The 22,580-nt window shown below is 62.9% G+C and carries 29 protein-coding genes; 23 read left to right on the top strand and 6 right to left on the bottom strand.

Going from position 1 to position 22,580, the window contains the following annotated elements:
- From NKI41_RS29590 to NKI41_RS29560, 7 genes are all read left to right on the top strand, one after another.
- Window positions 1-216 (top strand): hypothetical protein (locus NKI41_RS29590; protein ID WP_352503637.1); only part of this gene is annotated, 216 nt, incomplete at its 5' end.
- Window positions 207-1,004, top strand: coding sequence for an N-acetylmuramidase family protein (locus tag NKI41_RS29585; RefSeq protein WP_352686278.1), 798 nt, complete (start codon window positions 207-209; stop codon window positions 1,002-1,004). The genes NKI41_RS29590 and NKI41_RS29585, both read left to right, overlap by 10 nt.
- 1 nt (window position 1,005) lies before the next feature.
- Window positions 1,006-1,218 carry a hypothetical protein gene (locus NKI41_RS29580; RefSeq protein WP_352474200.1) on the top strand — a complete coding sequence of 71 codons (213 nt, stop codon included), beginning with the start codon at window positions 1,006-1,008 and terminating at the stop codon, window positions 1,216-1,218.
- Window positions 1,218-1,487 carry a hypothetical protein gene (locus NKI41_RS29575; RefSeq protein ID WP_352474202.1) on the top strand — a complete coding sequence of 90 codons (270 nt, stop codon included), beginning with the start codon at window positions 1,218-1,220 and terminating at the stop codon, window positions 1,485-1,487. The genes NKI41_RS29580 and NKI41_RS29575 overlap by 1 nt, the downstream gene beginning before the upstream one ends.
- On the top strand, window positions 1,472-1,675 hold the full coding sequence (locus NKI41_RS29570) for a hypothetical protein (protein WP_352491004.1): 204 nt from the start codon (window positions 1,472-1,474) through the stop codon (window positions 1,673-1,675). Before NKI41_RS29575 ends, NKI41_RS29570 begins: the two co-directional genes overlap by 16 nt.
- Complete coding sequence (locus NKI41_RS29565) at window positions 1,675-1,998, top strand: hypothetical protein (protein WP_036245970.1); 324 nt, start codon at window positions 1,675-1,677, stop codon at window positions 1,996-1,998. The genes NKI41_RS29570 and NKI41_RS29565 overlap by 1 nt, the downstream gene beginning before the upstream one ends.
- Window positions 1,999-2,169: 171 nt before the next feature.
- Complete coding sequence (locus NKI41_RS29560; RefSeq protein ID WP_352686275.1) at window positions 2,170-2,469, top strand: hypothetical protein; 300 nt, start codon at window positions 2,170-2,172, stop codon at window positions 2,467-2,469.
- Window positions 2,470-2,483: 14 nt separating this feature from the next.
- On the opposite strand, the gene NKI41_RS29555 is transcribed toward NKI41_RS29560, so the two are convergent.
- On the bottom strand, window positions 2,484-2,759 hold the full coding sequence (locus NKI41_RS29555) for a hypothetical protein (protein ID WP_352474207.1): 276 nt from the start codon (window positions 2,757-2,759) through the stop codon (window positions 2,484-2,486).
- Window positions 2,760-2,927: 168 nt separating this feature from the next.
- Between NKI41_RS29555 and NKI41_RS29550 the strand changes: the two genes are divergently transcribed.
- The 4 genes from NKI41_RS29550 to NKI41_RS29535 all read left to right on the top strand — a co-directional run bounded on the left by NKI41_RS29550 (window position 2,928) and on the right by NKI41_RS29535 (window position 4,524).
- On the top strand, window positions 2,928-3,224 hold the full coding sequence (locus NKI41_RS29550) for a hypothetical protein (RefSeq protein ID WP_352686272.1): 297 nt from the start codon (window positions 2,928-2,930) through the stop codon (window positions 3,222-3,224).
- A 343-nt stretch (window positions 3,225-3,567) separates the two neighbouring features.
- The gene (locus NKI41_RS29545) at window positions 3,568-3,873 is read left to right on the top strand and encodes a DUF1236 domain-containing protein (RefSeq protein ID WP_352474210.1); all 306 of its coding nucleotides are present in this window, start codon (window positions 3,568-3,570) and stop codon (window positions 3,871-3,873) included.
- A 124-nt stretch (window positions 3,874-3,997) separates the two neighbouring features.
- Complete coding sequence (locus NKI41_RS29540) at window positions 3,998-4,210, top strand: hypothetical protein (protein ID WP_352452715.1); 213 nt, start codon at window positions 3,998-4,000, stop codon at window positions 4,208-4,210.
- Window positions 4,211-4,296: 86 nt separating this feature from the next.
- Window positions 4,297-4,524: a DUF2934 domain-containing protein gene (locus NKI41_RS29535; protein ID WP_352474214.1), complete on the top strand. Its 228-nt coding sequence runs from the start codon at window positions 4,297-4,299 to the stop codon at window positions 4,522-4,524.
- A gap of 137 nt (window positions 4,525-4,661) precedes the next feature.
- Here NKI41_RS29535 and NKI41_RS29530 read toward each other — a convergent pair whose 3' ends face one another.
- Window positions 4,662-4,976, bottom strand: a complete 315-nt coding sequence (locus tag NKI41_RS29530) for a hypothetical protein (RefSeq protein ID WP_352474216.1) — start codon at window positions 4,974-4,976, stop codon at window positions 4,662-4,664.
- 433 nt (window positions 4,977-5,409) lie between these two features.
- Between NKI41_RS29530 and NKI41_RS29525 the strand changes: the two genes are divergently transcribed.
- Window positions 5,410-6,102, top strand: a complete 693-nt coding sequence (locus NKI41_RS29525) for a hypothetical protein (RefSeq protein ID WP_352686283.1) — start codon at window positions 5,410-5,412, stop codon at window positions 6,100-6,102.
- Between the two features lie 141 nt (window positions 6,103-6,243).
- Here NKI41_RS29525 and NKI41_RS29520 read toward each other — a convergent pair whose 3' ends face one another.
- Complete coding sequence (locus NKI41_RS29520) at window positions 6,244-6,576, bottom strand: hypothetical protein (protein WP_352474220.1); 333 nt, start codon at window positions 6,574-6,576, stop codon at window positions 6,244-6,246.
- A 275-nt stretch (window positions 6,577-6,851) separates the two neighbouring features.
- On the opposite strand from NKI41_RS29520, the gene NKI41_RS29515 reads away from it, so the two are divergent.
- From NKI41_RS29515 to NKI41_RS29505, 3 genes are all read left to right on the top strand, one after another.
- Window positions 6,852-7,106: a hypothetical protein gene (locus tag NKI41_RS29515; protein ID WP_352474222.1), complete on the top strand. Its 255-nt coding sequence runs from the start codon at window positions 6,852-6,854 to the stop codon at window positions 7,104-7,106.
- A 200-nt stretch (window positions 7,107-7,306) separates the two neighbouring features.
- The gene (locus tag NKI41_RS29510) at window positions 7,307-8,557 is read left to right on the top strand and encodes an aconitase X (protein WP_352686270.1); all 1,251 of its coding nucleotides are present in this window, start codon (window positions 7,307-7,309) and stop codon (window positions 8,555-8,557) included.
- Window positions 8,554-8,976 (top strand): aconitase X swivel domain-containing protein, encoded by a 423-nt coding sequence (locus NKI41_RS29505; protein WP_352686269.1) that lies wholly within the window; start codon window positions 8,554-8,556, stop codon window positions 8,974-8,976. The genes NKI41_RS29510 and NKI41_RS29505 overlap by 4 nt, the downstream gene beginning before the upstream one ends.
- On the opposite strand, the gene NKI41_RS29500 is transcribed toward NKI41_RS29505, so the two are convergent.
- The 3 genes from NKI41_RS29500 to NKI41_RS29490 form a co-directional block, all read right to left on the bottom strand.
- On the bottom strand, window positions 8,973-10,055 hold the full coding sequence (locus tag NKI41_RS29500) for an SIP domain-containing protein (protein WP_352686266.1): 1,083 nt from the start codon (window positions 10,053-10,055) through the stop codon (window positions 8,973-8,975). The two genes, NKI41_RS29505 and NKI41_RS29500, sit on opposite strands and share 4 nt — an antisense overlap.
- 2 nt (window positions 10,056-10,057) lie before the next feature.
- Complete coding sequence (locus tag NKI41_RS29495; protein ID WP_352686264.1) at window positions 10,058-12,190, bottom strand: TonB-dependent hemoglobin/transferrin/lactoferrin family receptor; 2,133 nt, start codon at window positions 12,188-12,190, stop codon at window positions 10,058-10,060.
- A 241-nt stretch (window positions 12,191-12,431) separates the two neighbouring features.
- Window positions 12,432-13,463 carry a LacI family DNA-binding transcriptional regulator gene (locus NKI41_RS29490; protein WP_352541116.1) on the bottom strand — a complete coding sequence of 344 codons (1,032 nt, stop codon included), beginning with the start codon at window positions 13,461-13,463 and terminating at the stop codon, window positions 12,432-12,434.
- A gap of 373 nt (window positions 13,464-13,836) precedes the next feature.
- Here NKI41_RS29490 and NKI41_RS29485 point away from each other — a divergent pair, with 373 nt between their 5' ends.
- The 8 genes from NKI41_RS29485 (at window position 13,837) to NKI41_RS29450 (ending at window position 22,556) form a co-directional block, all read left to right on the top strand.
- Window positions 13,837-15,450, top strand: a complete 1,614-nt coding sequence (locus NKI41_RS29485) for an extracellular solute-binding protein (RefSeq protein ID WP_352458310.1) — start codon at window positions 13,837-13,839, stop codon at window positions 15,448-15,450.
- A gap of 79 nt (window positions 15,451-15,529) precedes the next feature.
- Entirely contained in the window at window positions 15,530-16,390 is an 861-nt protein-coding gene (locus NKI41_RS29480; RefSeq protein ID WP_254820511.1) for a carbohydrate ABC transporter permease, read from the top strand.
- Entirely contained in the window at window positions 16,387-17,346 is a 960-nt protein-coding gene (locus tag NKI41_RS29475) for a carbohydrate ABC transporter permease (protein WP_352686261.1), read from the top strand. Before NKI41_RS29480 ends, NKI41_RS29475 begins: the two co-directional genes overlap by 4 nt.
- The gene (locus tag NKI41_RS29470; protein ID WP_352686258.1) at window positions 17,343-18,434 is read left to right on the top strand and encodes an ABC transporter ATP-binding protein; all 1,092 of its coding nucleotides are present in this window, start codon (window positions 17,343-17,345) and stop codon (window positions 18,432-18,434) included. The genes NKI41_RS29475 and NKI41_RS29470 overlap by 4 nt, the downstream gene beginning before the upstream one ends.
- A 1-nt stretch (window position 18,435) precedes the next feature.
- Complete coding sequence (locus tag NKI41_RS29465) at window positions 18,436-19,497, top strand: ABC transporter ATP-binding protein (RefSeq protein ID WP_352686256.1); 1,062 nt, start codon at window positions 18,436-18,438, stop codon at window positions 19,495-19,497.
- A 50-nt stretch (window positions 19,498-19,547) separates the two neighbouring features.
- Window positions 19,548-20,636: a Gfo/Idh/MocA family protein gene (locus NKI41_RS29460; RefSeq protein WP_352686281.1), complete on the top strand. Its 1,089-nt coding sequence runs from the start codon at window positions 19,548-19,550 to the stop codon at window positions 20,634-20,636.
- Between the two features lie 26 nt (window positions 20,637-20,662).
- The gene (locus tag NKI41_RS29455) at window positions 20,663-21,577 is read left to right on the top strand and encodes a sugar phosphate isomerase/epimerase family protein (RefSeq protein WP_352686253.1); all 915 of its coding nucleotides are present in this window, start codon (window positions 20,663-20,665) and stop codon (window positions 21,575-21,577) included.
- A 37-nt stretch (window positions 21,578-21,614) separates the two neighbouring features.
- Entirely contained in the window at window positions 21,615-22,556 is a 942-nt protein-coding gene (locus NKI41_RS29450; RefSeq protein WP_352686250.1) for a sugar ABC transporter substrate-binding protein, read from the top strand.
- Window positions 22,557-22,580 lie beyond the last annotated feature (24 nt).

Raw genomic sequence — 22,580 nt, 5'->3', positions numbered from 1 at the left:
GAGCTCGGACTTCACCGACCAGCGTGCCGCAGCGGTTTGTTCATCATCAGACATGTGCACCATCCCGCGGCCATTTCACACGGCGGGTCGAAAACATCAACCTTCCTTGCCACATCGGCGCGGGCTGCCGCCAAATTCTGCTTTGCCGCCGCGCATCTGCTTTTTCAACCTCAAAACCTTGCCCGCGAGGGCGGAAAGGACTGCCCATGGACATGACGTTCAGGGGCGCCGCCAGGCGCCTCGATGATATAGACTTGCCGAAACTCGGTGCCCGGATCGGCGTCGGCGAGGACGAGATGCACGCGTTCCTCGATGTCGAGACCAGCGGGCACGGCTTCGACGCCGTTGGCCGGCCGGTCATCCTGTTCGAACCGCACGTCTTCTACCGCAACCTGTCGGGTGCCAAGCGGGCACAAGCGGTAGCCGCCGGCCTCGCTTATCCGAAGTGGGGCGCAAAGCCCTATCCCAGGGATAGCTACCCACGGCTCAGGGCAGCTTGTGCGATCGACGAAACCGCGGCGCTCAAATCCGCTTCGTGGGGCTTGGGCCAGGTTCTCGGCGAGAATTTCATGGCGGCAGGCTTCCTTACCGTGCAGGCGATGGCCGAGGCGATGATGGCGGACGAGGCGCTGCAGCTCGGCGCGGCGATCGATTTCATCGTCGAGAAGCGGCTCGACGACAATCTGCGCAATCATGACTGGTCGGGATTCGCCAAGGGCTACAACGGCGCCGGCTATCGCAAGAACGCCTACGATACCAGGCTTGCCGAGGCCTATCGCAAATGGTCGCGCATCAAGGACACGCCCTGGCCGTCTGCCGGTCCGGTGTCATCGGCGGTCACCCCTGCAGTCCCGCCAGAGCCCGCTAAGCCAATTGCCGTTCCCCAAGCGACCGCTACGCCCTCTGTACCTCCCGTGGCTGTCGCCAAGCCCGGCCTCTGGGCAGCGCTGATCGCCGCCATCCTCAAATTATCAGCCATCCTCAAACTGTTCGGAAGGAAATGACATGTGGACCCGGATCAAGAGCTTTTTCCGCGACAGCGAGACAATATTCTGGGCGCGGCTTCAGGCGGCCATCGGCGTCATCGCGACTATCGTCACCTATGTCGACCCGCAGGTTCTTTCGCCGGTCGTTCCGGGGGAATGGTTCCCCTGGTTTCTTGTGATCAACGGCGTTTTGACCGAGTTCCTGCGCCGCCGCCGCGCGGAGGACTTGTGATGGCAGCGCTTCTCAGCATTCTCAGCGCCATCATCGGCAACAAGCTCGTCATGACGGTATTCGCTGCCGTGGCGGGCGGCATCGGCCTTTACGTTGCCGGCGGCATCAACCGGGCGAGGAAGGAGGCGGTCAAACAGGCAGAGGCAAAAGTCGCGGCCGCCGAGGATCGTCTGGAAATGAGGCGCGAGGCCGCCGCCGAAGAGCGCAAGGCCGCCGGCATGGCCGATGCGGCAGCAAGGGCGGAGGCTCAGAAATGGGCAAGGCGCTGATCCTCTGCGTGGTGCTCGCCGGCTGCACGACAACCGCGCCGGCCGGCAATCCGCGCCAGGTCTGGTGCGACCACAACCAGCCGCGCCGGCCATCCTCCCCGGTCGTTGCCGCCATGAGCCGGCCCGAGCTCGACGAGATGAACGCCTTCAACGGGCAGGGCGCCAGATGGTGCGGGTGGACGCCATGATGCACGAATTGCTCGACGTCCTGGGCATCAAGGCGCCGGTGTTGGTCGCCGGCCTGTCCGGCGGCATTTTGCGGGCCTTGTCGCGCCATCGCTACAAGGTCCGCGAAATGGTGGCCTCGCCGATCTGCGGCGCGCTGGCGGCGGCCTATCTGACGCTGCCGGTCGTGCATTATTTCCGCGCCGCCGGCCTGCCCATTCCTTCTCCGGACGACGACACCACGACGCTCGCCGCGGCTTTTCTGATTGGCGTCTCGGCGATGTGGATCTCGGACATCGTCTTCGAGGTTATCGTGCGCCGGTTCGGGCCGGTGAAGGAGGAATAAGCCGCCCAAGCCCGCCGAAATAGTGACGTTCAGTTGGAGCCCGCCCCACCGAAAGGGGCGGCGGGCTTTTTGCATTTTTGCTCGCATTCTGTACGATCTTTCTTTCGCGACAGGGCGGCTCGATCCGGCGCTGCCCGACCAAGATGCGCGTTAGGCATGGGAGATGGTGTCATGCTTGCCAAGGTCCTGACACAAGCGGCAGTCCTGACAGCCGGGGCGCTTCTGTTTGCCGCAACGGCCGACGCGCGGCCGGACAGCCGCGCGATGACATGCGAACAGACGCAGCTTCTGATCCAGAGGCATCGCTCTGTCGTGCTCACCACCGGCCAGAACACCTACGACCGTTACGTCCGCCAATTCGGCAATGAATGCGACTGGCCGCAGGTGCCGCGCGCCGCGTATATCAAGACGCGTGACGGTCAATGTCTGGTCTATCGCTGCCAGGAGCCGCTCTTCGACCTCCCGAATTGAAAGCAGGCGGCGGCTCATTCCTCGTCGAAAGGGCCACCTTCGCGTGCGAGATCGCGCGAAATGACACGTTCATCCGTATCGTCCGGCAAGGCCTCGTCGCTGTCCTGGTAAGCGTTATCGTCGTCCTCCTCCGGCAGTTCGCCGCTCTTCTCGACGTCATAGCGAATATCGCCGTTTTGCGGCACGCCGTCAGGGAGGATTCTCCCGCTCCGGATGGCATCCCAGTCCTGCTGCTGGATCGTCGGGCTCTCCGTCTCGTCGTCGGTTCGTTCTTTGCTGCGCGGTTCCATCGCCGGTTCTCCATAATGTCAGCGGCCCTGAATTGGCTCAGTGGTTGAACTCATAAGTCTGGCAGCCGGTTCCGGGCCGCTGCGGTCCGCGCGCATTGCCGCACGACGGAACCAATCGCGCCGGCCCGCCTTCACATTCAGAAGATACTGGCGCGAAAGGAGCTCGACATGAGACCGCTCATTTTCTTGCCGTACATGTTATGTGCGCTGCTGCTGGCGGTGCCGGCGGCCGCGCAGCCGGGCGAACAGGCGCAATCCGACCGCTGCAAAGTCGAGCCGCCGGACCAGAACAGCCAACAGCAGAAGCCGGCCGGCAACAATTTGTCCGATACGCTCGAGCCATGCGGTGGGGTCCTGAAGCCGCCGCCAACGGGCGATCAGGGCATGGCGGCGCCACCGCCGGATGAGGGCAAGACCCCGGTGATCAAGCCCGGCGAGGTGCCGCCACAGCCGCCAAAGCAGTAGCAGCGACGAGCGGCAACTTCGCGCCGCTCGCGCCGGCAGGTTTGTTGCACTCGCTGAGGAACATTAGCTTGTCCTAAATGTTATTTCAGACGCAGTAGATATCACCCCCCTCCGGTATCGCTGCTGATCGGGAAACCGATCGGCCCGCGTCTTGCGACGCGGGCCACCGCAAGCTCATTCGCAGTCCATTCGCCGCATCGCGCGGGCACTTCACCGCTGTTCGATTAGCCGCCACTTACGGAACAACAAGGTGGCGTGGGCGTTTGCCTAGAGGGTTCGCCGCTTCGACCGGAATGCCGCGTCGCAATTGTAAGGGCGAGGCCCGTAACAACAGGAGTAGACGATGAAAATCCACCTTGTTCCTGCTGCGGCGGGATTGGCGTTGCTTGCCGGCGTCGGCGTGGCCACCGCGGACCAGGTGATTGTCACGCCCAAACAGCAGACGGTCATCCGCGAATACGTCCACAAGCACCCGCTGGCGTCGATCAGTCTTCTGGGGGTGGAGCTCAATATCGGTTCCACGTTGCCCGATACGGTCGAGCTGCAACCGATCGATGTTCCAGACGTGCGGTACAGATACGTCGTCGTCGGCAATCGCACTGTGCTCGTCGACCCAGACACCCGCAAGATCGTGCAGGTCATCGAGTGATCGGCGTTGCCAAACCGCGAACCGGATTTGGAAGGTCATGGCCTAAATTATCAAATGAGAGCTCCATCCCGAGGGATCGGGATGGAGCCGCTGTCGTCTCGAAACAAGGAAAGGAGCCATTCCCATGCTGCCGCATGTCGAGCCGGTCAACGTGGCCGCAGCCGTCGACAAACTGCTTGCTGAACGAGGCGATGGCCTGCTGTCGATGAAGGCGGCGATAGCACTGTTGCGCGAACGCACCGGAACCGAGCGCTCGGACGCGGACCTTGAAGGGCTGATCATCAAGAAGGCGGCGCTCCTCGGGGTCGCCGTCCTGTGTGACAGAGAGGTTCAATGACGGTGTCGCCTGCCGCTCAAGACGCCGGTCGAAATTTCAGCTAGAACAAGGTTGCTTACGCATCAACCGAGCCGACGGAGGTATCAGTGACGGACAGGCAGGAACGGATTCGCCAGCGAGCACACGCGATCTGGGAACAGGCAGGCAGGCCCGACGGGGCGCATCAGCAGCATTGGGATCAGGCTACCGCCGAAATCGACGCAGAAACCGCCGCGCCGGAGACCGCCAGCCGACCGAAGCCGAAAGCACGCCAGCCTAAGCCGGCCGCCAGCAAGGACGGAAGCAAATCCAAGGCGCGACCACGTAAAGCGTGAACGCAAGCGGATTTGATTCCAACGCTGGATCTCGCGGGTGGTCGGCCCATACATCGTTTCATGATCGGCAGCAAAACCAGTCCTGACCGGTCCTGCTGCCGCAAGCCCGCGATGGCAAGCCCGATTGGCGCGGCTAACTACTTACCGCAATTGTTGTCGTTGACAGTCGGTGAAACCGTCCCGGCAGGCTTGTTGGATGCATCGGGTTGAGCTCCTTGCGGGGTTGCAGGGCAGTTTTCATCCGCATTGGAGTTCATGGTACCCGTCGTGCCCATCGTGCTGCGGGTCGTGCCAGGGTCAATACCGTTCGGCTTGGGCTGGACGACGATGCTCTTCTCGCTGCCAGGCGCATTGTTGTCCGACCCGGCGTTCTGGGCCATCGCCGCGGTCGCCAGACCGGCTGCAAGTATGGAAGCTGTCACGATTTTCGTAAGCATGTTGATCTCCATCATTGGGTTATCATCATGTGGCGACTACAGAAAAAACAACCCGGGTGATGGAAAGGTTCCGGCAAAAATGACGCAGCACAGTGAAGCAAACCCGCGCAGCGCGGATCTTCTCGGCCCCCCTTGTTCTATTACCGTAGGTAGGTTTGATGTTGTGGTTTGCTGATTAGGAATTCGCCTTCTTTGGCCGCCGACCGTCGCAACGTTCGTCTGTTGCGGCGCCATCAGCTGAGTCTCGCATCGCTTCAATCGGTAGAGGCCATCCCAAGTAAAACTTTCGGAAAATTTCACTACAAATTTCACGCGGCTGTTATTTGAAAATATACCATGAGGCCAGCGAGCTGATCGGCAACGAAACCGATCATCTTCTTGCAAATTAGTAGGTATGCAACCGGCGACGTCGCGGGCTGTTCAGCGCAACTACAGCAAGGAGAGTGTTATGACCACCTTAATCAAAACAATCACCGATGCGGTGGCAGGCAGCGCAGTTATTTTCATGCTCTCGATGCCCGTGAATGCCGCGGACGGAATTGCCGTTGGTGTTGGAACATCCATCGGCGGCAACGGCGGCATCAAAGCCGGCCTCGGCGCGACGGTTGGCGGTCGCGGCGGCATCAACGCCGGTGCCGGCGCGACGGTTGGCGGCAGCGGCGGCATCAAGGCAGGCCTCGGTGCGTCGTTGGGCGGCAGTAGCGGCATCAACGCCGGTGCCGGCGCGACGGTTGGCGGTTCCAGCGGAATCGCGGCGGGCGCCGGCGCATCGGTCGGGGGCAGAAGCGGCATCAACGCCGGTGCCGGCGCGACGATCGGCGGTTCCGGTGGCATTGCTGCCGGCGCGGGGGTAGGTATCGGCAGCGGCGTTAGGGCTGGCGCGGGGGTCGGGATCGGCAGCGGCATCAATGTCGGCGCCGGTGTCGGGATCGGCGGTGGTACCAATCCGAGCAATCCGTCCAACCCGGGCAGCCCTTCCAATCCCAGCAACCCCAGCAATCCCAGCTTGCCTCAGGTCGTTGCCGACATGTCGGGCGACAAGTTGGCCAGGATGAAGAAGCGCTGCGTTGACGTGCTCAGCAGCGGAGGCACTTACGACAGCGATCTGCGCCAATTGTGCCTGCTGATCGCCCGCCGCTAAGGCGAATACATCGGATGAATGTCGGACCAGGCCGAGAGGCCTTCGTCCACCAAAGCTCCAGCAGTCCAAAGCCCGCCATTGCGGCGGGCTTTTTTCCGAGCACGTGGCGTCAGCATGGCGGGGGCTCACACGAGCACGCGCTCAGTGTGTTTGACGGCCAGGATCCGGCGAAGCGGACGCTTCGTCTTCCAGGGAGTCCCAACCCGCGGCGGGGCTGCTTTGCATCAGCTGAGGGCACGCAAACTCCGCCAGATCGGTTTCCGCGAAGCCGTCGAACTCGATAGCCGCCCCGTAGAGCTGGGCTGCTTGCATGACGAGCCATTCGATGTCCTCGCGCGCAACATTCTCGGCGAGGTTCTGCAGTCGCGCGGCTTCGGCGACAGCAGTCAGATTGATGGCAATCCCGGACCGCAATACAGCCCGAACTCGGGAACTGACGTCTTCGTGCAGGCGAACCGAAAATCCGTAGCGCATGGAAAACCTTCCCTTCAGGAGCGGTTTGTCCCTCATGTTCCACGATGCGCCCAGGATTCGCGATTGGCAAGCGAAATTCCTTAAAAACTCGTTTTATGTCAAATAGTTAGCGTATTTTGTTGATTGCCTATCTGACGCTTGATCCGCTTCATCTGACTTCTGCATGACTCGCTGATCCGATGGCCTTGACGCATTCTGCTCACGTACCTAACTCTACAGAAAATTAGGAACACACTAACTCAGCTGCATTTAGGCTGGTGTGACAGGAGGCCGAGATGTCCGAACTGGAACGCCCGGAACGATTGCAGATCATGCTGACCGTCGATGAACTGGCGGCGTTGGAGAACTGGCGCTTCGACAAGCACATGCCGAGCCGGTCGGCCGCGGTACGTGAGCTTTTGAGGCGAGGTCTCACAGCCGATGGTTTCCTGACGGCGGCGCATGGGACCAAGTCGCGCGATTTCGGCATTCTGCCGCATTCTGCAGATGGTGACCGCAGCGCGGCCGACGGACCGTCCCAGAAGGAATAGCGCCGAAGGAATAGCGCCGTTTCCGCCGCGGATCGCCCGCTCTGCGACCGTGCTTCGCGTCTCTCTTGCTTCGCGATGAGCTGTGAACGTCTGGTCTGCTGACGGCTGCGAAGTAGAAGAGATCCAAAGCTCTGTCTTGCCAGACGCTCCGTAATCAGGGAGTGCTTGATCGGCATAGTGCGGGCTCGGGAATATTGCCGATGACGCTGGAATTGACGGCCGGCGACCAGTCGATGCTGCATGGCGAGCAAGGCTCGGCAGCGGCTGCCGCCATGACGATCCTGGTTGCCTTTTCGAAGGCGGTCGGCGCGCGCAAGTTGCTGGACATTGCCGGTGCCCATATCGACGGCTGCCTCTATCACGGCCAGGCCAGCCTCGATTTCGTCGAAAGGCTGATCAAGGGCGGCGGCCGCGTTCGGGTGCCGACGACGCTGAATGTCGGTTCGTTCGACCTCATCCATCCCGGATTGGTGAAGATGCCGGTGTCGCAAGAAACGCCGGCGCGACGCCTGATGAAGGCGCATCTGGAACTCGGCTGCCAGGCGACCTTCACCTGCGCACCCTATCAGACCCGGTTCCGGCCAAGGTTCGGCGAGCAGATCGCCTGGGGTGAATCCAACGCCATCGTCTTTGCCAATTCGGTGATCGGCGCGCGGACCAACCGCTATGGCGATTTTATCGATTTATGCTGCGCAATGACCGGGCGCGCGCCGGCATGGGGGCTGCATCTGAGTGAAAATCGACGAGGCCAGGTCCTGTTCGAGCTGACTGACGCTGCTTTCGAGCCAAGCGACGCTCTGTTTGTCGGCGTCGGGCTGATCATCGGGCAAAGGGCTGGCGACCGCATCCCTGTCATATCGGGCCTGCCGCAGCCGCGCGACGAGGACCAATTGAAGGCGCTGGGGGCGGCGGCGGCAACGACGGGTGCCGTGGCGCTGTTTCATGCCGTCGGCATCACGCCGGAGGCGGAGACGCCGGATGAGGCGTTGCACGGCCTGGCACCGGAGGAAAAAATCCGGATCTCTCGCGCTGACATCCACCATGCGCTGGCCAGGCTGTCGAGCGTCCCCGACGGCGTGCAACTTGCAGCCGTGTCGTTAGGCACGCCGCATTTCTCCCATGAAGAGTGGATGCGCCTGTTGCCGCTGCTGCGCGAAGTCGGTCCAGGCAAAGGTGTCCCAATCTATGTCAACACAGGGCGCGCGACGCTGACACGGCTGCAGGACGAAGGCGCACTGGCCGGCATGGAAGCCTTCGGCCTTGTCCCGGTCACCGACACCTGCACCTATGTCACGTCGATCCTCGAGCGTCTCGATGGCGTGGTGATGACCAATTCGGGCAAATGGGCGCATTACGCACCTGGCAATATCGGTGTCTCGGTGGCCTTCGGTGACATGGAAGACTGCGTCCGCTCGGCTGCGGCCGGCCGCGTCGTGCGAGGCGCGCCATGAAGACGCCGGCCAGAACCGGTACATTCCACCTTTCCGGCTCGGCACAAGGCCCAGCGCTGGTGCTTTGGCAGGCGCTCAGCTTCTGGGGCGGGATCGACGTCGAAACGGGCGACATCATCGACCATTCGCATCCGGACCTGGGCGGCAATATCGCCGGCAAGATCCTGGTGATGCCGAGCGGGCGAGGGTCGTCGTCCTCGTCTTCGGTTCTGGCCGAAGCGATCCGCAGAGGCACGGCGCCGGCCGGCATTATCCTGGAGCGGCCGGACCCGATCCTTGCCGTCGGCGCCATCGTTGCCGAATTCCTCTACGAAATCAGCATGCCGCTGGTTGTCTGCGACGTGTCAGGCATTGTCTCCGGCGACCGGATCGCAATCGGTCTGGGCGAAGATGCGCAAGCGATGGTGAGCAAGCTCTAGCCGGCCATCAGTCCCGCCGCGCCCCGCCGCCAGTAGGCTGCCGCCAGTGTTTCGTTGCGGCCGAGCGCCAGCGTGCCGCGCCAGTGTTCGCGCACCGTCGTGGCGGCTGCCGCTTCGGCCGCAAACCAGCCGAATGCCGAACCGGTCGGCCATGCGACTGACCGGATGGCGCGCGCCAGCCTGTCGTCGGGCCCGGCTGGCACCCCATTTCTCGGCAGCCAGTGCACCTTTATTCCGGTTGCGTTGTCAACGACCTGCCGTTCGCCATCGTCGGCGATCTCTATGAAGGCCACGCCTTGGGTCTCGGCGGGCAGAGTCTCCAGCATGCGAGCCAGCGCCGGCAGGCCGGTTTCGTCGGCGCCCATGAGATACCAGGACGCCGGTCGCACCCGACGGCCGACCGGCCCCATCATGCCGATCTTCATGCCGGGCGCCGCCTGCATGGCCCAGCGCGCGCCGACGCTGTCGCCGGGGTGGATCAGGAAGTCGACCTCGATGAAGCCCTTTTCCACGTCGAGCTTCCGGATCGTATAGACGCGCGCGACGGGACGCCTGTCGTCCGAGGGCCATGCCGGGAGGCCATTGCTGCCGAGCACGGGCCAGAGCGGATCGGGGACGTCCCTGGTCGGAAACAGCATGCGGATATGCATGCCGCCGAATTTCGCAAAACGAGAGAGATCCTCGCCGACGAAGCGGATGCGGCGCATATGCCGCGTCAGGTCGCCGACTTGGGTGACGGCCATCTCACGGAACTGCGCGAGGCGGGTTTCTTCGGCGAGATCGCCGGTCCAGACGATCTCGGGACTTTCTTCCTTGGCATATACCTCTACGGCGGTGGCCAGCAGGTCCTTGATGCGGGCCAGCCCATCGCGGTCGGCGGCGTTGGCCCGCATCACCAGCCGCTCCATGTCAAGGGACGCGTCGCCGAAGGCGAAGCGGAAGTCGAGCCGCTGCCCCTCCCGCGAGGCATCGGCATCGAAGCTCTGCAGCCTGTCGCTGATGCGGTCGATGTAATGCGGCAGGTTGCGCAGGTTCAAGCGCGCTTCGCAGGCCAGTCCGCTCACTGAAGCTTCCCTCATTCTCAACCTCCGATCCTGCCTGTGAGCGCCACCTTGAAGGTGCGGCCCTTGCCCTGTTCCGTCGCCGCCGTCGTCGACCAGGCGCTTTGCGGGTCGGTGTAGGCGGTGTTGAAGACGTTATCGACGCTGAAATCGAGCTTGGCGTAGTCGTTGATGCGCCAGTTGGCAAAGACGTTGACCAGGTCGAAGCCGTCATCGACCACGACCGGCGCGTCGGGATTGGTGCGGCTTGTCCGGGTGATCTTGCCGACGCTGAGATATTGCGCACCGACGGTGAGCTGGTCTTCCAGCATGCGGAAGCCGACGGTCGCCGAGAAGCGGTCGAGCGGCGTGTTGTTCAGCGTCTGGCCGGAATAGACGCCGCTGACGACCTTGGCGTCGATCAGGGCGCCGGCGAGGTTCGCGAACCCCCAGCCATAGTCGTAGACGGCTTCGGCCTCGATGCCCTTCAGCCGCGCGTCGCCGATGTTGATCGCCATACGCGGCAAAACGGTGAGCTCGACGTCGATATAGTCTTCGACGGCGGTGTGGAAGACGTTGACCTTGGCACGAAACAGGTCGCCCGCGGCCAGCACATCGTCATATCTCAGATTGATCCCGGCTTCCCAGTTCTTCGCCGTTTCGGGCTGCAGAAGCAGGTTAGGCTGGTAACTGTCGCCGCCGCCATGCGCGCCGCCGCCGCGATAGACGTCCTGCAGGCCTGGTGCCCGGTAGCCTTCCGAATAGGTGCCGTAGAGCTGGAAGCCATCCAACGGCGTCACGCCGACGGTGAGGCGAGGCGACCAGCGATCGCCCGAAATCGAGGCTTCCGCCGGCGGCACGGTCTTCGTTTTGCCGTCGAGCTGGTAGCCGTCATAGCGCATGGCGGCGATGAGCTGCAGCCAGTCGCTGTAGTCGCCCTGCCATTGCAGGAAGCCGCCATAACCCTGCTGCTCGCCCGAACCGAAATGCGCGGCCTCCGACGTGGCCTCCAGATAGTAGTAGTCGAGACCGTAGGTGAGGGTATGTGCCAACTCCCAGGCGTCGAAACGCGAGGAGTTCTTCAGGTTGAAGCCGGTCGTGGCGACGTCGTAATAGCGGAAGTTGCCGATCGCCGTTGCCGGCCAGACCTGCGTCTGCTCGGCGCGCGTGCGGTTGTGGTATGCGTTGACACTGAGGTCGATCAGTTCGTTGTCGTCCGGCCTCCACATATAAGCAGCCGTGTAGGTCTGGTTGGTCGTGTCGGTGTCGTAGCGGCTCAGCGTTGGCGAGGTCGAGCCGCTCGATCCGGTGATCTGGTCATTGTAGCGCTGCAGGATCGCGCCGAGCTTGAGCTCGTGGCCGTCGGCCGGCCGCAGGGTCGCCTTCACATAGCCGCTGGTGATGCTCTCGCCGGTCCATGGCACGGCGTCGCCATTGCCATCGGTGTAGCTGTCGCGGTCGCGATAAATGAGGTTGCCGATGATGTCGGCGTCGTCGCTGAAACGGTAGGCGCCGGTGGTGCTGGTGGTGAAGCCGTCGCCATTATCCTCATTGCCCAGCTTCTCGCTCAGCGCCCAGCGCTCCTCCTGCTTGAGGAAATCGCCGGCATCCCTGGTTTCGAAGGAGACAACGCCGCCGATGCCGCCCGAGCCATAGGCGTTCGAGACCGGGCCGCGAATGACGGTCGCTTCCTTGATTAGTTCCGGCTCGACATAGAACGAGCCCGAGCCGTGGCCGACGCGCCAGTAATCCTGGCGGGCGCCGTCGAGCGTCACCACCACGCGGCCATATTGTTCGAGGCCGCGAATGTTGATGGCGGTTGCCGGATCGTCGCCGTTCATCGAAGCGGCAACGCCGGGCGTGGTGCGGAACATGTCGGCGGCGGTGTCAGGCTGGATGCGTTCGAGCTCTTCCTGATCGACGGCGCTGATGGCGGCCATCGATTCGATGATCGCCGTCTTGATCATCGTCGCCGAGATGGTGATCAGGTCGAGCACGGTCGGCTCGTTCTGCCCAGTTCTAGCCTGCTGGGCGACCTTGACCGGCCGATCGGCCTTGGCGGCGGCGCCGTTCTTCTCCGGCTCCTGCGCGGCGGCCAGCGGCGCGGCACACAGGCCGAGCGCGAAGGCGAGCGCGGTGCTCGCCATCAAGGTCTTGTTGCTTGTCTGTTTCATGCGTGCAGCCCCGGGAAAAGCAAAGATTGCTGGCGGCGGCCGTTGGCCCTGGCTGGCATGATGGAGAAGCCTCGACACACGGGCCGGGCAGGGATACTTATTAAAACATGATGATAATAGTCAATTTAATTTTGCAGGTCTGAGCCTGATCGAAGATTCTCGGTCGGACCCTTGATCTGGCCGCCAAAATCTCGCCCGAGCGATTATGAATTTGTGACGCACCCGTGCTTCTTCACCTGGTTCAGATCTCCGGGATGCTTTCCCTGAAGATCACTTGCAGCCGTGGCTGGTGCAGTTCGTAAGGCAAGCCCCTGACCGCATGGGTCAAGGTGTTGAGCGCCTCGCGGGCCTCTACGCGCGGGTTCTGGTCGATGACCGCGTCCAGCGTGCCGTCGAGCAGAAGCTCCTTGGTGCCTTCCGTCACCTCATGGCCGAGAAAGACCGTCGACAGCGCGCGCCCGCGCTCCTTGAGTGCGCGGGCGATGCCGGTGTTGCCGGCGCCGACATTGTAGATGGCGGCCAGGTCCGGGTGCCGGTCCAGCAGGGCGGAGGCCTCCGAATAGGCCTTCTCCCGGTCGTCGAGCATCTCGCGCATCTCGACGATCTGCAGATTGGGCGATTCTTCCGCCAGTATGTGGCGGAAGCCCATCTCGCGCTCTTCGTGGCCGCGGTAGGAGAGCGAACCGGCGAACAGCGCGACCTTGCCCGGACGCCCTGCGCCCATGAAGCGGTTGAGCAGGTAGCCGGCGAGCCGGCCGGCGGCGCGGTTGTCGATGCCGATATAGGCAACCCTCGGCACATGCAGGATGTCGGAAGCGATGGTGACGACCCTGACGCCGCTGGTCGAAAGCGAGCGGATCGCCTCGCGGACCGTCGGATGGTCGAGTGCGATCACACCGACGCCCTGCGTCTGCCCGTGCAGTTCCTGCAGCAGACGCGCAAGCCGGTCCGGATTGAAGCCTTCGATAGTAGCGACACGGACGTCGAGGTCGGGCCGCGCCTGCGCCTGCGCCTCGATCTGGCGGTGCAGCATCTTGATGAAGGAATTGGTGCCGGCGGGCAGGGCGAAATCCAGCCGTATGACCTCGCCAGTAACCGCGTTGAGCGAGCTCGGATTATTCGAATTTTCAGCGATATAGCCAAGCCGCTGTGCCGTTTCGAGCACGACCTCTCGGGTGCGCGCCCTGACCCCGGCGCGGTTGTTGAGCACACGGTCGACCGTGGCGGCCGAAACGCCGGCCTCCCGGGCTATGTCTGTCAGGGTGGACCGCACTGTCGATCACCTCATTCCAAAACGCGCCAGGGGCGCATCGAGATCACGCATTTCATGGGTCCACCGTCGGAGAGCGGCTTCATCGCCGTCCGCGATTCTGATGGGAAATGATGTAACCGGCCTTGGCCGATGCGCAAGCCGTTGCGCTACACCAGAGTGCCCAAGCAGACCAAAGCGGGGAGGTGGGCAGCCGGGCTCCCTCAAATTCAAGCACCGGCTTCAGTATGAGAGCCTCTACAAACGCCATTCTTCCCCTCCCGTGAGATGTTATGATGTATTTTGATTATTTATGATGTTGACAGGCTTCGTATAGTGCCGTCAATATCCATCATAAGGGCCGTGGAGGAAACAAGGCCCTGAGGGAGGAGTTCCAATGTCGAATTTGATCCGCGTGTCGCGGCGCCGTTTGCTGGCGTCCGGTGGAAAGGCGGCAGTCCTTGTTGCCGCCGCAGGTATTGCACCGAAATTCATTCGCCCGAGCCGTGCCTATGCGGCCGATGCCCTGGCGCCCGGCATGATCGGCGGCCCGACGGGTTTCGACGGTTCGGAGCGCTATCAATATGGTGCCGATACGCCGGAGGGCCGCGCCATCGAGGCGGCCAAGGCGATGAAGGGCGCCGGCAAGGCGCCGGCCAAGATCGTACTTGGCCTGTCCGACGGCTCGATCGGCCAGTTGACCCAGCCGTTTCCGGCCGGCGCGCCGTCGATCAAGGATCTCTGGGAGAAGGAAACCGGCATTCCGTTGGAAATCGTCGGTGTGCCAAACGGCCAGGAATTCACCAAGACGATGCAGGACATCTCCACCAAGGGTGGGGCGTATGACATCTACGCGGTCGAATGGAACCGTCTTGGCGACCTTGCCGAAACCGGCGGCATCCTCAAGCTCGACGACTTCGTCGCGCAATACAAGCCGGAATGGGACGATCCCGAGCGCGGCTATGTCGACGGCGCCAAGGGCGTCTCGCTGCTCAACCAGTATCGCGGCTCGACCTATGGCGTGTCACTGGATGGCGACTTCCAGACCTGGGTCTACCGTACCGATCTGTTCGGCGACGCAAACGAGAAGAAGGCCTTCTCCGACAAATACGGCTATGAACTGGCGGCGCCGAAGACCTGGAAGCAGCATGACGAGATCGCGGCTTTCTTCCAGCGCCCGGACAAGGGCCTGTTCGGCTCGACCGATCTGCGCAACCAGGGCTGGGGCTACACCAACTGGTATCAGCGTTATGTCTCAATGGCTTCGCCCAATCAGTTCTTGTTCGACGATACCGGTAAGCCGCTGATCAATTCGGAGCAAGGTATCGCGGCGACCAGCGAGTACATCGCGTCGCTTTCGCACCATTCGCCGGATGCGATCTCCTGGGGCTGGCCGGAGCAGTACGGCAATTTCGCCAAGGGCGGCGCGGCCATGACCTGTGCCTTCTCCAATCTGCCGAAATTCCTCGACAATGCCGGCAACAAGGATTCAGCTGTCACCGGCAAGATCGGCTCGATGCTGCCGCCCGGCCGCGAAATCGACGGCAAGCTGGTCAGCCGGTCGGTGCTGTGGCTCAATCTGTCGGCGTCGGTGTCCTCGCAAGCCAAGAATCCGGAGGCCTGCTACCTGTTCCTGCAGTGGCTGGGCTCAAGCCGCATCTACGCCTGGATGACTGCCAATCCGGGCGGCTACTTCGATCCGTTCCGGCTATCGGATTTCTCGGATCCGCTGGTTCGCCAGACCTATCACGCCTACCACATGGACGTGGTGCGAGAGACGGTCGCCCGCACCGTGCCCACCATCAACTATCCCGGCGCTACCGCCTTCCACAACGCGCTGGACGAGAACCTCGTCGCCGCGCTGACCAAGGCCAAGACAGCCGAGCAGGCGATGGCCGACACCGAGGCCGAGTGGAAGAAGATTGCCCGCCGCACCGGCGAGGAGAAGCTTCTCGAAGCGATCAAGACCAACAAGGAGGCCTGGCCGACCGTCCTCGATCCGATCGCCTGATCCTTCCAAGGATCCTACCAAGAAGGGGAGGAGCGGTCGCTCTTCCCCTCGGCAACGAAGGACCCAGCAAAGCCGCAAGATGAAGCGTTCAGTTCCTTTCGAGATATTCCGCTATGCCGCGATCCTTGCGGCGATGGCGGTGACGCTGGTGCCGATCCTGTGGATGGTGTCGATGGCGTTCAAGCCGATCGCCGAATGGTCGGCGACCGGCGCCGACCTGACATGGTGGCCGAAGAACCCGACACTCAGCAATTTCCGCTTCGTCTTCGGTGAGTCGACCAACAATCTGATCGTCGCCCTCGACCGCACAGCTTTGAAGCCGATCCTGTCGTCGCTGCTGTCGGCCACATTCGGTACGGCAATCGCCATGTCGGCGGGCACCGCGGCGGCCTACGGTCTGTCGCGCTTCGGCTCGGGCCAGAACCTGCCGCTGGCGCTGATCCAGCTTCGCCTGTTTCCGCCGATGGCGGTCATGACCCCGGTGATGATCATGTGGGCCTTCCTCAACTTCACCGACAGCTGGTGGGGGCTGTCGTTGATCTACGGCATCGTCACGCTGCCTTTCGCCTTCTGGCTGATGAAGACCTTCTTCGACGACATGCCGCGCGAGATCGAGGAGGCGGCGCTGGTCGAGGGCTGCTCGCGGTGGCGCGTCTTCACGCGCATCACGCTGCCGATGATGCGCGCGCCGCTGGCCAGTGCCGCGCTGTTCGTCTTCATTCTCAACTGGTCGGACTATCTGATTGCGCTGCTTCTGACGACGCGCGAATGGGTGACGGTCCCTGTCTACATGGCCTCGCTGTCCTCCTCGATGACCGGCCAACTCTACGGCGCCAAGGCAGCCCTCGGCCTGATAGCCGCAGTGCCGCCTGTCATCATGGGCATCGCCATCCAGCGCCATCTGGTGCGCGGGCTGACCTTCGGGGCGCTCAAGCAATGAGCGCGGTGACTGCGACGATTTCGGAGGGCGACATGCAAGTCTCCAAAGCGGCGTCGGTGCTGCCGGACGAGGGCGCAAAGCTCGGCTTCCGGCTGACGCTGCCGGCGCAGATCCTGGTGCTGTTCATCGCCGTCTTCCCGCTCCTGATGCAGCTCTACATCAGCCTGACCGACTGGTCGCCGCTGTCGGGCACCGGCTGGTGGAACGCCTGGTCGATGTGGAACAGTTTCGCCAACTACACCGACCTTGCCGCCGATGCGCGCTTCTGGAGCGCGCTGAAGCGCACGGCCATCGTCATGATCGTCTGCGTGCCGGCGGAGTTCCTGCTCGGCTTGGCGCTCGCGACACTGTTTGCCGACGAGTTCCCCGGCAAGCGGATCTTCTACTCGATCCTCTTGATGCCGATGATGGTGGTGCCGGCGGTGGCCGGCTACATGTTCTTCATGCTGTTTCAGTCGGGCGGCCCGGTCAACGACATCCTGTCGGCGATCTCAGGCTTTCCCGTCACCATCGCCTGGCTGTCGGACCCGACGCTGGCGCTCATCGCCGTCATGGTCGCCGATATCTGGCAGTGGACGCCGCTGATGTTCCTGATCCTGCTTGCCGGCCTGGTCGGCGTGCCTGAGGACCAGATCAAGGCGGCGACGCTGCTCGGTGCCAACCCTAGGCAGCGCTTCATCACCATCGTGCTGCCGAAGATGAAGACGATCATCGTCATCGCGCTGGCGATCAGGGTGATCGAGAACTTCAAGATATTCGACACGCTTTACATCATGACCGGCGGCGGTCCCGGCGTCGCTACCGAAACCATCTCCGTCTACATCTACAAGCTCACCACCCAGGACCTGATCTGGGGCTATGTGGCGGCAATCGCGCTGGCCATACTGATCGTGCTGTCCATCGCTGCGGTGTTTGCCATGAAACGCATGGCCCGGGTACGCGAGGTGGCGGCATGAGCACCATCCACCTGCAGAACCTGGTCAAGAAATTCGGCGACTTCACCGCGCTGAAGACGATGGACCTGGCCATTGCCGACGGCGAGTTCATGGCGCTGCTCGGACCCTCGGGCTGCGGCAAGTCGACGACGATGAACATGATCGCCGGCATGGAAGGGCCGACCAGCGGCAAGATCCTGTTTGGCGAGCGCGACATGGCCGGCGTGCCGATGGGGCGGCGCGGCGTCGGCTTCGTCTTCCAGAACTATGCGATCTTCACTCATATGAGCGTGCGGCAGAACCTCGCCTACGGGCCGAAAATGCGCGGCGCACCAAAGGCCGAGATCGGCCGCCGTGTCGGCGCCATTGCCGAGATGCTGCAACTGACGCCGCTGCTCGACCGCAAGGCGGACAGACTGTCGGTCAACATATTGCAGCGGGTGGCGATCGGCCGTTCGGCGATCATGGAGCCGGCGATCTTCCTGCTCGACGAGCCGCTGTCCAATGTCGATGCCGCCTTCCGGGCGGTGATGCGGACCGAATTGAAGCAGTTGCAGCGGCAGTTCCGGCAGACCATGGTCTACGTCACCCACGACCAGCTCGAAGCGATGACCATGGCCGACCGCATCGCGGTGATGGACCACGGCGTGCTGCAGCAGGTCGGCACGCCGCTCGAGGTCTATAACAATCCGGCCAATGTCTTCGTCGCCCGCTTTATCGGCGCGCCGGGCATGAACCTGCTCAAGGGCAGGCCGGCGGAAAGCGACCGTGGTCTGGTCATCGATCTCGGCCCGCTCGGCGTGACACCGCCGCTGCCGGTCGAGATCGCCGATGCCGTACGCAGGATGCGCGGCGAGGTGTTTTATGGCTTTCGACCGGAGCAGGTGACGCTGGCTGAAGGTGGCCGTGGCTTGTCCATGCCGGTGAGTTTCGTCGAGCGGATCGGCGCGCGCACCATCATCCACCTTGGCGACGGCGAGACTGCGGTGAAGGCGGTGTTCGACAATGATGTCGGGCTGGCGATCGGGCAGACAGCTGTCGTCGCGCCTGCGGCGGAGGCGGTGCGCGTCTTCGACGCCGCCACCGGTCTTGCATTGAGAGCAGGTTGAGATGGCCGATATCGTTTTCCGCAATGTCACAAAGCGCTACGGCAACACGCTGGCCGTCGACGATGCCTCATTCACGGTCAACGACAACGAGTTCTTCTGCTTCTTCGGGCCGCCGCTGTCGGGCAAGTCGACGATACTGCGTCTGGTGCTCGGGCTGGAAACCCCGGACGCGGGCGAGATCCTGATCGGCGGAAAGCCGGTCAACACGGTGTCGCCGGCCGAGCGCAACGTCGCCATGGTGTTCCAGAATTTGGCGCTGTTTCCGCATATGAGCGCGCGCGACAACATCCGCTTTCCGCTGGTCGAACGCCGGGTCGCCGAAGCCGAGATCGAAAAGCGCGTCGCCGACGTCGCGGCCAAGCTGCATATCGGCCATATCCTGCACAAGCCGCCGGCGCAGCTTTCGGGCGGCGAGCGGCAGCGCGTGGCGATTGCCCGCGCGCTGGTGCGCGACCCGGCCGCGTATCTGATGGACGACCCGATTTCGGCGCTCGATGCCCGGCTGCGCGAGGAGACGCGGGTCGAGCTTAAGCGCATCCAGCGCGAGCTCGGCAAGACGCTGATCTATGTCACGCACGACCAGGAAGAAGCGATGTCGGTCGCCGACCGAATGGCCATTCTGGAGAACGGCAAGATCAGGCAGATCGGCGCGCCGGCCGAGATCTATGACCGGCCGGCCAGCACCTATGTGGCGCGGCTGCTTGGGTCCCCGATGATGAACATATTGAAGTCGGTGCACGGCGCTGAAGGCGTGGAGGCGGCGGAAGGCACGATCCGCATCGCGGATACCGGCGCCCCGGCCGATGCCGTGGAAATTGGACTCAGGCCGGAAGACATCAAGGTCAAGGCCTGGTCGGAGGGGGGCGCGGGCCGCCCGGCGCGAGTGTTCGAGGTCGAGCCGCTCGGCGGCTACACCGTTGTGACGCTCGCCGCCGGGCAGGCGCGTCTGCGGGCGCTGTTGCGCGGCCAGCCAGACATCAGGCCGGACGCGATGGTGGCGATATCCTGCGAGCCGGGCAGGGTGCATTATTTCGGACAGAGCGGGGGAGCGCTGGCACGATGACGGCGGCTGCAAGGAACGAGCTTCGGGAGGAACATATGGCAAGCCAAGAAATGGTGGGCAACGGCTTCGAGCCGGACGTTAAAGTCCGTACCAGGGAATACAGGATCGGCTGCGTCGGCGCCGGCATGATCATGGCCGAATGTCACCTTGCCGCCTACAAGGAAGCCGGTTTCCCGGTGGTGGCGATTGCCTCGCGGACCAAGGCCAGCGCCGAGAAGGTCGCCAAACGCTGGGATATCCCAACCGTCCACGACACGCCGGAACAGCTCATCGAGGACAAGAACGTCGAGATCATCGACCTTGCCTTTCCGCCCGACCAGCAGCCGGCGCTGATCCGCCATGCTCTGAAGCAGGCACATATCAAGGCGATCCTGGCGCAGAAGCCATTGGCGCTGTCGCTCGGAGAAGCGGTCAAGCTGCGCGACGAGGCGGCCAAGGCCGGCAAGATCCTCTCGGTCAACCAGAACATGCGTTACGACCAGTCGATGCGCGTCTTGAAGCGGATCATCGATAGCGGCGCGCTCGGCGGCATCGTTTTCGCGCAGATCGACATGCATGCGATCCCGCACTGGCAGAGCTTCCTCGAGGACTATGACCGGCTGACGCTCGCCAATATGAGCGTCCATCATCTCGACGTACTGCGCTTCCTGTTCGGCGATCCCCTGGAGATCACCACCCTGACCCGCAAGGACCCGCGCACCCGCTTCGACCATTCGGACGGCATCACCGTGTCGACGATCAAGTTCCCGTCCGGCGTGCTCGCCGTATCGCTGGAGGATGTCTGGTCCGGGCCGCGCCAGGAGGGCTACAAGGACGACCAGCACATCAACTGGCGCGTCGACGGCACCAAGGGCGTCGCCAAGGGCACCATCGGCTGGCCGACTGGCGCTGCCTCGACGCTGACCTACGCCTCGACCGAGACCACCGGTGGTGAATGGGTGACACCCAGCTGGGACACGATGTGGTTCCCGCATGCCTTCATCGGCGTCATGGAGCAGCTCCAGCACGCGGTCAAGACGGGCGAGCCGCCGGCGCTGTCGGTCGCCGACAACGTCAAGACCATGGCGCTGGTCGAAGCCGGCTATCGTTCGATCGACAAGGGCCGGACAGTCAAACTTTCCGAAATATCAACTGACTGAATCACTTACAGGGAGGACTTCACACCATGATGCAGGCAGGTATTTTCACGGGTTATTTCCCGTATGGCCTCAAGGAGACCGCGCAGAAGATCCGTGCGCTCGATTTCAACACCGTGCAGCTCGACCTGCATTTCAGGGATATCGACCTTTCCGCCGGACAGATCACCAAGGACAAGGCCAAGACTGTCCGCGATACGTTCCGCGACCACAATCTGCCGATCTGCTGCATATCGGGCTACACCAACATCATCCATCCGGATATGGGCGAGCGCGAGAGGCGCGTCGGCTATTTGAAGGAGATCATCCGCAACGCACGCCATTTCGGCACCCCTTACGTGATCTCGGAAACCGGTACCTACAACACCGAGTCCGACTGGGTGCATCACCCGAAGAACAAGACCGAGGAAGGTTTTGCGGAATGCCGCAAGGTCATCGCCGACCTTGCCCAGACCGCCTATGACCACGGCGCGGTCTTCCTGCTCGAAACCTATGTCAACAATGTCGTCGGCTCGGTCGAAGAGACGGTGAGGATGTTCGCGCAGGTCGACCACCCAGGCCTCGGCCTGCTGATGGACCCGACCAACTATTTCGAAACGCACAACATCGACAGGATGGACCAGATCCTGAACCAGGTGTTCGACACGTTGACCGACAAGATCAAGATAGCCCACGCCAAGGACGTCAAGCGTTCCGGCGGCGACAAGTCGGAAAAGCACGCCGATATCGGCGACGACGACGCGCTGGAGAGCCACACTTTCCGTGGCGTCGGCGAGATCGAGCTGCCGGCGCCCGGTCTCGGTTCGCTGAACTACGACCTCTATCTCAAGCGGCTGGCCGAAAAGCACCCGAACATCCCGGTCATCATCGAACATCTTTCGGAAGACGACGTGCCGCGCGCCAAGAAATTCCTCGACGGGAAATTCCGCGCCAACGGACTGTGATGGCGCGGTTCGGCTACGAAACAAGGGAGGAAGAGAAATGTTGAAATTCGCGTTGAAAATCGGCGCCGCGGCGACCGTTCTCGCCGGTGTTGCGCTGGGTACGCCGGCGCTGGCGCAGGACGCCCAGAAGACGTTCTACCTGCTGTCGCATGGCGGCCCGTCGGATGCCTTCTGGATCGACTGGAATGCCGGCGCCACCAAGGCCTGCGACCAGCTCAAGGTGACCTGCAAGATCTCGTTTAGCGGTGGCGACATGGCGGCGCAGAAGGAGGCCTTCAACTCCGCACTTGCCGCCAAGCCGGACGGCATCGCCACGACCTCGGCGCAGCCCGGCCTGTGGACCGAGGAGGTCAAGGCAGCGAAGGCGGCCGGTATCCCGATCGTGTTCTTCAATACCGACGATCCGGCAACCGGCCGTCAGGCCTATGTCGGCGCCGACCTTAAGGAAGCCGGTGTCATCTGGGCGAAATATCTGGTCGACCACAAGATGGTGAAGCAGGGCGACAAAGTGTTCCTGCCGGTCGAAGTGCCGGGCGCCAGCTACCAGCAGCTCGAGACCGAAGGCATCGCCAGCGTCTTCGATCCGCTCGGCATCAAATATGATGTGGTCGATTGCGGCACCGATCCGGCCGGCATCATCGCCAAGATGACCGACTACATGGTCGCCAACAACCCGCCGGCAATCATCGCGCTCGGCGATTCCGTCGCGGCCAGCGTCAAGCGGGTGTTCGACGGCGCCGGCGTGCCGGCCGGCAAGATCCCGGTCGTCGGCTGGGGCAATTCGAAGGAAACGGCCGAGTCAGTGAAGTCTGGGTTCATCAACGCGGCTGCCTGGCAGTTCCCATCGGCGCAGGGCTTCATGCCGGTGGCGCTGCTCGGGTTGGCCGCCGCTGGCGAACCGATCGGCTACGACATCCACACGTTCAGTCTCTACGACGCCTCGAGCGTCGAACCGATCCTGAAACTCTACAACAAGTGATTGGAACTGACGCTCGCCGCGCAG

This window comes from Mesorhizobium sp. M0601, assembly GCF_040320845.1.
In the GTDB taxonomy this organism is placed as follows: domain Bacteria; phylum Pseudomonadota; class Alphaproteobacteria; order Rhizobiales; family Rhizobiaceae; genus Mesorhizobium.
Note: the sequence above shows the minus strand (reverse complement) of the source record. Positions and strands in the feature narration are given on the sequence as shown.